The following is a 2,128-nucleotide window of genomic DNA, read 5'->3' as shown; positions in this document are numbered from 1 at the left end:
GCAACACGGCGGCGGCGACGGCCGCCTCGTCATTGGCCAGCCGCCGGATCAGGCCGCGCGGCGCGTCGGGCGACAGGGCGAAACGGGCCGACAGCTCGGCACGCACGGCCGTTTCCATCTCGGCGGTCAGGTCGGACAGGACCGAGTCGTAAAGCGCGTCTTCGGCCGCCGTGCGCTGGGTCGAGCCGAAGAAGTGGTCGGTCAGTTCGCGCAGCAGGGCGCGCCGCTTCTCGGACGACGGTTCCTGGGCCAGCAGGATCAGGTCGGGCAGGCGCGAGCCGGTCTCGACGGGTTGCATGTCGGCAACGTCGCTCATGGCAGGCTCGGATCGGCGTTGGCGACGGGGATGAGGCGGCCCTGGGCGTCGCGGCGCGGCGGCTCCATCTCGGGGGGCGCGGCGAGATCCATCGCCACGCTGTCGAAGAAGACCGGATCGGGCATGACCGTGGGATCCGGCTGTCGCCCGGCCGCGCGGTGGACGGAGTAGTACCGGGCCGGAGCCTGGCCCGTGGCGCTGGTCTGCGCCGGGGCCTGCTGGATCGGGGCCTGCTGGACGGGGGCAGGCTGGGCCGGGGCCTGTTCAGCGGGTGCGGACTGAGGCTGCGCGGTCTGTGTCGGGGCCGGCGCGGCACCCTGGGAGCGCAGGCGGAAGATGGGGGCGTCCGGACGAGGCGCCATCGGATCTGCAGCGCTGGCCGTCGTGGGCGCCGCCGCCGGGGCGGAGGCCGATGCGGTGTAGACGGGCTGAGCGACCGGGGCTGGAACGGGAGCTTCGACCCGGGGCGGTGGCGGGGCGACGGGCGCTGTGCGGGCGGGTGTGGTCATGACCGGCGGCGGCGGTGGGGCGGCCGCCAGCTCGGTGGTGGCATAGGCCAGGGGGTCGGGGTTGCCGGGCGCGAAGGACGGGGCGACGCGCGGGCCGATCCAGGCGCTGGCCGGGGTCAGGCCGCCTTCGGTGATCGGGATCGGCGGGTTGAATGGCTGCATCTGCGGCCGGGCGAGGCCCTGGGACGGGGCGACGCGACGCGGCAGGATGTCGGCGCGCGCGGCATTGGCGGCCATGCGCGGCGGGGTTGTCGATGTCGTCCGGTTGGCCCAGGACAGGTAGCGCGATCCGGTCGGCGGGGCTTGCGTCTGCGCCTCGGCGACGCCGCCGAGCGAGAGACAGGCCAGGGCGGTCGCAAGCCCGAGGCCTGCGGTCTGGGCGGTAGGGCGAGCACAGGTGATCGGCGGCTGGGCCAAGGCGGAGCTCCGGTCCATGACGGACAGGCCCAGAGCCTAGCCATCCGCGGCTTAACCCCGGACTAACGCGGGTTAAGGGGTCTCAGGCCCGCGAGGCCAGGACGCGGCGCTGGATCGCGGTCGTGGCGGCGTTGAGCATCAGACCCAGAGCCGCGAGGCAGACGAGCGCCGCCAGGAGCTCGGCGGTGCGCAGCCGATTGCCCGCCTCCAGCAGGCGCCAGGCCAGGCCTTGCGTGGCCCCCGAGCCGGACACGAACTCGGCCACCACGGCCCCCACCACCGACAGTCCGGCAGCGACGCGGACGCCTTCCAGCGCGAAGGGCAGGGCGGAGGGCAGGCGCAGGCGGGTCAGGCGCTGGAGCCGGCTCGCCCCGTGCAGGTCGAACAGGCGTTCCAGGTCCGGATCGGCGGACTTCAGGCCCGTCAGCACGCCCGAGAAGATGGGGAAGAAGGCGACGGCGGCGGCGAGCGCGATCACCGCCCGGTCGGCGTGGTCCAGCCCCGCCCAGATGAGCACCAGAGGCGCGATGGCCACGACCGGGGTGACCTGGAGCGCAATGGCGAGGGGGGCGACCGCCTGTTCGACCGGACGGCTGAGGGAGACCGCGATGGCGAGGCCTCCGCCCAGGACCGTGGCGACCATCAAGGCCTGAAACGCCATCCAGAAGGTCTGGAGCGCCGAACCGGCCAGCACCGGGGCGTTCTCGACAAGGGCAATGGCGACCGCACTGGGCGGCGGCAGGAAGTAGACGGGGACGGAGAGCGCCCGGCACGCGACCTCCCAGATCGCCAGCAGCAGGGCCGTCAGAAGGAGGCCGGGCAGGACGCGCATCATGAGCCCTCCCCCTGGAGGGGGGAGGGTTGGGAGGGGGTGGAGGCACGGCTT

Annotated in this window: 2 protein-coding genes and 1 pseudogene; all 3 read right to left on the bottom strand. The window is 73.9% G+C overall.

Translation table 11 applies throughout. From position 1 onward, the window contains the following. Positions 1 to 316 (bottom strand): annotated as a pseudogene (locus tag IP78_RS13880) (hypothetical protein); the annotation flags it as partial. Further along, positions 313 to 1,242 (bottom strand): hypothetical protein, encoded by a 930-nt coding sequence (locus tag IP78_RS13875; protein ID WP_156320435.1) that lies wholly within the window; start codon positions 1,240 to 1,242, stop codon positions 313 to 315. The pseudogene IP78_RS13880 and the gene IP78_RS13875, both read right to left, overlap by 4 nt. Positions 1,243 to 1,324: 82 nt before the next feature. Further along, positions 1,325 to 2,077, bottom strand: a complete 753-nt coding sequence (locus tag IP78_RS13870; RefSeq protein ID WP_054112257.1) for an ABC transporter permease — start codon at positions 2,075 to 2,077, stop codon at positions 1,325 to 1,327. Positions 2,078 to 2,128: the final 51 nt, after the last annotated feature.

Origin of the sequence: Brevundimonas sp. AAP58 (assembly GCF_001295975.1) — a bacterium.
GTDB lineage: Bacteria > Pseudomonadota > Alphaproteobacteria > Caulobacterales > Caulobacteraceae > Brevundimonas.
This window is presented reverse-complemented; position numbering and strand designations above follow the sequence as displayed.

What these genes read in the sequence shown, in the direction of transcription:
- IP78_RS13870 (WP_054112257.1), bottom strand. Translation starts at nt 2,077, where the DNA reads ATGATGCGCGTCCTGCCCGGCCTCCTTCTGACGGCCCTGCTGCTGGCG.